This window comes from Neisseria sicca VK64, from assembly GCF_000260655.1.
Taxonomy (GTDB): Bacteria; Pseudomonadota; Gammaproteobacteria; order Burkholderiales; family Neisseriaceae; genus Neisseria; species Neisseria sicca_B.
This window is the reverse complement of record NZ_AJMT01000133.1, coordinates 1-6,160: the sequence shown is the minus strand read 5'-3', so window position 1 is coordinate 6,160 and position 6,160 is coordinate 1. Positions and strand designations below refer to the sequence as shown.

At 50.2% G+C, this 6,160-nt stretch carries 5 protein-coding genes; all 5 read right to left on the bottom strand.

The window, feature by feature from the left end; genetic code table 11:
• Positions 1-164: 164 nt before the first annotated feature.
• On the bottom strand, positions 165-1,667 hold the full coding sequence (pta, locus tag HMPREF1051_RS07925; RefSeq protein WP_003766849.1) for a phosphate acetyltransferase: 1,503 nt from the start codon (positions 1,665-1,667) through the stop codon (positions 165-167).
• A gap of 608 nt (positions 1,668-2,275) precedes the next feature.
• Positions 2,276-3,682 (bottom strand): dihydrolipoyl dehydrogenase, encoded by a 1,407-nt coding sequence (locus HMPREF1051_RS07920; RefSeq protein ID WP_003766854.1) that lies wholly within the window; start codon positions 3,680-3,682, stop codon positions 2,276-2,278.
• A 251-nt stretch (positions 3,683-3,933) separates the two neighbouring features.
• Complete coding sequence (locus tag HMPREF1051_RS07915; protein ID WP_003740760.1) at positions 3,934-4,671, bottom strand: redoxin family protein; 738 nt, start codon at positions 4,669-4,671, stop codon at positions 3,934-3,936.
• 188 nt (positions 4,672-4,859) lie between these two features.
• Positions 4,860-5,630, bottom strand: coding sequence for a 1-acylglycerol-3-phosphate O-acyltransferase (locus tag HMPREF1051_RS07910; RefSeq protein ID WP_003766847.1), 771 nt, complete (start codon positions 5,628-5,630; stop codon positions 4,860-4,862).
• A 221-nt stretch (positions 5,631-5,851) separates the two neighbouring features.
• Positions 5,852-6,160: zinc finger domain-containing protein (locus HMPREF1051_RS07905; protein ID WP_003766772.1), on the bottom strand; the 309-nt coding region annotated here is incomplete at its 5' end.

Genomic DNA, 6,160 nt, shown 5'->3' with positions numbered 1-6,160 from the left:
GAACCGATTCACTTGGTGCTTCAGCACCTTAGAGAATCGTTCTCTTTGAGCTAAGGCGAGGCAACGCCGTACTGGTTTAAAGTTAATCCACTACAAAAAGGTCGTCTGAAAACCTTATTGATAGGTTTTCAGACGACCTGTGTTTACTTTAAAAATTCAAATCATCAGTTTGCCATTTGTTTTGCCTGAACCGCTGTCAGGGCGATGGTGAAGACGATATCTTCTACCAATGCGCCGCGGGAGAGGTCGTTGACCGGTTTGCGCAAACCTTGCAACAGCGGGCCGACGCTCAGGACGTTGGCGCTGCGTTGTACGGCTTTGTAGGTGCAGTTGCCGGTGTTGAGGCTTGGGAAAATCAAGACGGTTGCCTGACCGGCAACGGTGCTTTCAGGCGCTTTGGTTTTGCCGATTTCAGGCACGGTAGCCGCATCGTATTGCAGCGGGCCGTCGATTTCCAAATCCGGGCGTTTTTCTTTTGCCAGTTTGGTCGCTTCAATCACGGCATCGACATCAGGGCCGCTGCCTGAGTTGATGGTGGAGTAGGAAATCATGGCGACTTTAGGCGGGATACCGAAGGCTTTGGCGGTATCGGCGGATTGGATGGCGATATCGGCAAGCTGTTCGGGCGTCGGGTTCGGGTTGACCGCGCAGTCGCCGAAGACGAGGACTTGGTTGGGCAGCAACATGAAGAATACGCTGGACACGAGGCTGGCACCCGGTGCGGTTTTAATCAGCTGCAAGGCGGGGCGGATGGTGTTGGCGGTCGTATGAACGGCACCGGATACCAAGCCGTCCACGTCGTTTTGCGCCATCATCATGGTGCCGAGGACGACGGTGTCTTGCAGTTGTTTGCGGGCGTCTTCAGGCGTTAGGCCTTTGGATTTGCGCAATTCGCACATCGGCTCGACGTATTGTTCGACCAATGTGGCGGGATCGATGATTTCCAATGAGTCAGGCAGGCTGATGCCGCGTTCTTTGGCAACGGCTTCAACTTCTTCGCGCTTGGCAAGCAAGACGCAGCGGGCAATGCCTTTTTCGTGGCAGATGGCGGCTGCGGCGACGGTACGCGGTTCTGCGCCTTCGGGCAGGACGATGCGCATATCGGCTTTACGGGCAAAATCAATCAGGTTGTAACGGAATTGGGCGGGAGACAGACGGGAGGCTTCGCGTTTTGCCAAAGCGGATACGTCTTTGAGTGCGCTGCTTGAGCCGTAGAACGTCAGTCCGGTCAGGCGGGCAACTTCTTCGCCTACGGATGCTGCCGCGCCTTCAATGATGAAGCCTTCCAAGAGGCCCGGAGAGTTGGTGTAAAGCTGTTTGGCAAGGTTGATTCGGTGTGCCGCTTCGGCTGCGTCGGCATTGTCAGATTGCAACGCCAGGACTACGCCTGCATCCAAAGACAGCGCCAGCTCGACGTTTTTGCCGGACAGGAAGAGTTTGTCCGCATCGGGGGCGATACCTTCGATAACGAGTTTGTCGGTATTGAGTGCGACGGCTTTGCCGACCACAGCGTCAAACCAGTCGTCGCTTTTGCCTTGTGCCAACAGAGTTTCGGCGGATGCGTCGAGCGGTTGGAAAACTTGCGCGCCCAAAGCTTGGGCAAAGGCTTTGCTTGCTGCTGCCACGTCCAAACCGGCGGATACCGGAGCGACCAATAATTTAGCCATGATATGTGTCCTTTCTATTTGGAGGTTGTCCGTCTTGGAGGTTGTCCGTCGCCGCCGTGATGCGGACGTAACGGCAATGGCTTAATACTAACAAACAAATTGCGTTTCCAACAAGGTTAAATGTTAATGGATTGAGCGAAAATGCAATGGATTTTTAAGAAACGCTTAGAAAGCCGGTTAAAATTACCCCCCCCTTTCCTTTTAATCTTTCCTGATTACTGCGGACAATGCCGTTTGAAATGAAAAAAGCCAAGCCCTGTAACATACAGAACCCAGCTGATAGCAACCATCTGAACAGATTTTAATGAATACTCAAGATTTAAAGGATTCTTACCTTCAAATTCGAGTTTTCAGACGACCTCCCGTTTCGGCAACCAAATCTGCCGTAGGTCAGATTCTTGAATCCGACATCTCCATCTGCAACAACGCGTAAAGAAAATAGAAGCATCAAATATTCGTCGGATACAGGTATCCGAACTACACATTACACAGCAATGTCTCCGCAACTGATTTTATTCCGTAACGTAAAGACAAAAAAGGTCATCTGAAAACCTTAAATCAAGTTCTCAGACGACCTTTCATTCCGGCAGACCGATTAGGTCAACCCATCAAGCCTGTTTCAACTTCGCATCGGCATCGCGCAACGCGGTGCGCAGACCTTCCTCGATAACGGGATGGTAGAACGGCATATCCAGCATTTGCTCAACGGTCATCTTCATTTGATGCGCCCATGCCAACAGGTGCGCCAAATGTTCGGCGGCCGGGCCTAAGATTTCCGCGCCGATGAAGCGGCCGGTGGCTTTTTCGGCATACAGGCGCATATGACCTTTGTTTACCAGCATCACGCGGCTTCGGCCTTGGTTTTTAAACGATACTTCGCCGATGACAAATTCGTCGGGTTGATATTGCGCGGCAACCTGCGCGTATTTCAAACCGACAAAGCCTATTTGCGGATTGGTGAACACTACGCCGATGGTGCTGCGGCGCAAACCGCTGCCGATATTCGGGTAGCGGCCCGCATTGTCGCCGGCAATCTTGCCTTGGTCGGCAGCTTCGTGCAGCAGAGGCAGTTGATTGGACGCATCTCCAGCGATGAAGATATGCGGAATGCTGGTCTGCATGGTCAACGGATCGGCAACGGGTACGCCGCGCGCGTCTTTTTCGATATTGATGTTTTCCAAACCGATATTGTCAACGTTCGGACGGCGGCCTACGGCTGCCAGCATATATTCGGCAACAAATACGCCTTTTTCGCCATCTTGCTCCCAATGGACTTCTACATTGCCGTCCGCATCAAGTTTGACCTCGGTTTTAGCATCCAAATGCAGTTTCAATTCTTCGCCGAACACGGCTTTCGCCTCGTCTGAAACGACGGGGTCGGAAATGCCGCCGATGATGCCGCCCAAGCCGAAAATTTCAACTTTCACGCCCAAACGGTGCAATGCTTGACCCAGTTCCAAACCGATAACACCCGGTCCGAACACGGCGACGCTCTTAGGCAGCGTATCCCATGAGAAAACGTCGTCATTGATAATCAAACGGTCGCCCAAAGACTGCCACTGCGGCAGGATGACGGGACGCGAACCGGTAGCAATCACGAAACTTTTTGCCGTGATTTGGGTATGGTCGTCGATTTGGACGGTATTCTCGTTGATAAATTTAGCCGAACCCATAATGCGCTTGTCGGCAGACCATTCTTCCACATCGGCAACGACAAAGCCGACAAAACGGTCACGCTCGGATTTGACGCGCTGCATGACTTCTTCGCCGTTGACGACGATGCTGTCTTTATCCAAATGCACGCCGAACGGGTCGGTATGTAATGCGTGATGGCGCGCCTCTGCGGCAGCAATCAAGAGTTTGGAAGGCATACAGCCCACGCGCGCGCAGGTCGTGCCGAACACGTTGTTTTCAATCAGGTAAACATTATCCGAATGTAAACGGGCATTGCGAAACGCGCCCATGCCGGCAGTACCGCCGCCGATTACGACGACATCTGCTTGAATTTTTTTCATAATCTTTGTCCTTTTTTGTTGAGCGTCCGAAGCGGTATCAGCGTGAAGCGTATCAGGTTTTCAGACGACCTATTTAATAAACTATCAAAAATAAAAAATCGATAACTATTTTTAAAATTTCGATTTAAAACAATAATCTCAAATTCTACTTGTAAATATAGAGCTATTCAGAACGACCGTGTAGCGTATCGTCTGAATAACTCTATTTTTCTGTTCAGACGGCTTTTTAAACCGTCTCAAGCACTAGGCAATTAGTTTTTAGCCAAGTAAGCTTCCAAATCTTCGCTGCCACCGATGTATTTGCCGCCGATGAAGACTTGAGGAGCAGTCATCTTGCCGGTAATGGCGCGAACGGAAGTAACAGTTGCATCTTTGCCCAATACGATTTCTTCGTAAGACAGACCTTTGTCTTGCAAAGCTTTTTTAGCTTTAGCGCAGAATTGGCAGCCAGGTTTGGTGAAGATGGCAACAGATTCTTGAGCTTTCCAGTCAGGAGCGATGAATTTCAACATAGTGTCAGCGTCAGACACTTTGAAAGGATCACCCGGCTCTTCAGGCTCGATGAACATTTTTTCAACCACGCCGTCGTTAACCAGCATGGAGTAACGCCAAGAGCGTTTGCCGAAGCCCAAGTCTTCTTTGCCGACCAGCATACCCATGCCTTCGGTGAATTCGCCGTTGCCATCAGGAATCATGTAGATGTTGTCAGCTTCTTCTTCGGCAGCCCAAGCGTTCATCACGAAAGTATCGTTTACAGATACGCAGTAGATTGCGTCAACGCCGTTTTCTTTGAACGCGCCGAACAATTCGTTGTAACGCGGCAGGTGGGAAGAAGAACAAGTCGGAGTAAATGCGCCGGGCAGAGAGAATACGACTACTTTTTTGCCTTTGAACAAATCATCAGTGGAAACATCTTTCCAAGTGTCGCCCACGCGGGTACGGAATACGACGGAAGGTACTTTTTGACCGGTACGATCTTGCAAAGCCATTTTGGATCTCCTTGAAATTTTAGGTTTAGGGAATGATACGAGTGAATGTGTGCATTCTAGCGCAGGGAGTTTGATTTGTATAATTTATAGTTCAAATAATATTAATTACCTGAAGCTATGAAACCCAACCTGCGAACGTTCCATTTAAATAGAGGTCGTCTGAAAGAAAACAAGCCCCTGGCTTGGAATTATTTTTCGGAATCGTGTGCGTCGGACAATACGACTTCGCGGATGCTGCTTTCTACTTTGTCTTTCAACATAAAGCGGTCTTCGTCTTTGCCGGGACGAATCGGGGCGGCAAAATCAATACGGATGCGCAGCTTTTTCATGGAAACGATGCGCCAAAGTGAGCGCACCAAATCGACTTGTGCATAAGACGGCACAGTCGTCCTTTTACCAGTATCATCATAATAGCGCAGCGTAACCGCCTGAACAGGCGCGTCGGCATCAATGGCGGATTGGAAGAGTGCGGCTTTGAACGGCAAAATATCCAAGCCCAAAGAAGTCCGCGCTTCGGGGAAAAAGCTGACATTCTGCCCGGCTTTCAACGCGGCGCAAATGGCTTGGTTAATCGGCTCGACATCGCGTCGGGAATTTCGATTGATAAACACCGTGCCTGCGTTTTGCCCCATTTTGCCCAAGACCGGCCAGTCTTTGATTTCCTGCTTGGCGATAAAGCTGCTCGGATACACCGCACTCATGGCGAAAATATCCAGCCAAGACACATGGTTTGCCGCCACCAAAACACCCTTTACATTATCTGCGGGCGGCGTGCCGATTTCCAATTCGATATCCAAGGCTTCCAGCGCGCCTTTGCCTAAAGTGATGACCGCATGATCGCGTTCGGCAGGATTGCCGGCATCGATACGGCGCAAATGCCTTCCGGTTCGGAACAGCCAACCCGCCAGGCGGAACAATCTGCCCAAACGGGTAAAAAACGGGGCTTTTTGTGAGTGCATAACTATTTTTCTTTTCGTATTAAATGTGCATCAAATCATAGTATAGTAGATTAAATTTATAGTGGATTAAATTTAAATCAGGACAAGGCGACGAAGCCGCAGACAGTACAGATAGTACGGCAAGGTGAGGCAACGCCGTACTGGTTTAAAGTTAATCCACTATAATAACGTTTTCAGACGACCCAGATGACAAAGAGGTCGTCTGAAAACAAGTTCATACATTATTTTTGGCAGTTCGGACAATAAAACGTCCCGCGCTGCCCCAAAACTTCTTTCTGCACCAAACCGCCGCAACGGACGCAGGGTTCGTTGTGCCTGCCGTACACCGTATATTCCTGCTGGAAATAGCCGCTTTTGCCGTCGCTGTTGACGAAGTCGCGCAACGTGCTGCCGCCGGTTTCAATCGCGCGCTGCAATACCGCTTTAATCGTTTCCACCAAGACAGCGCATTCTTTTTTCTTAACCTTGTCCGCAGGGCGGTGTGGCGATATGCCCGATTTAAACAGGCTTTCGTTCGCATAAATATTACC

What these genes read in the sequence shown, in the direction of transcription:
- pta (WP_003766849.1), bottom strand. Translation starts at nt 1,667, where the DNA reads ATGGCTAAATTATTGGTCGCTCCGGTATCCGCCGGTTTGGACGTGGCA.
- HMPREF1051_RS07920 (WP_003766854.1), bottom strand. Translation starts at nt 3,682, where the DNA reads ATGAAAAAAATTCAAGCAGATGTCGTCGTAATCGGCGGCGGTACTGCC.
- HMPREF1051_RS07915 (WP_003740760.1), bottom strand. Translation starts at nt 4,671, where the DNA reads ATGGCTTTGCAAGATCGTACCGGTCAAAAAGTACCTTCCGTCGTATTC.
- HMPREF1051_RS07910 (WP_003766847.1), bottom strand. Translation starts at nt 5,630, where the DNA reads ATGCACTCACAAAAAGCCCCGTTTTTTACCCGTTTGGGCAGATTGTTC.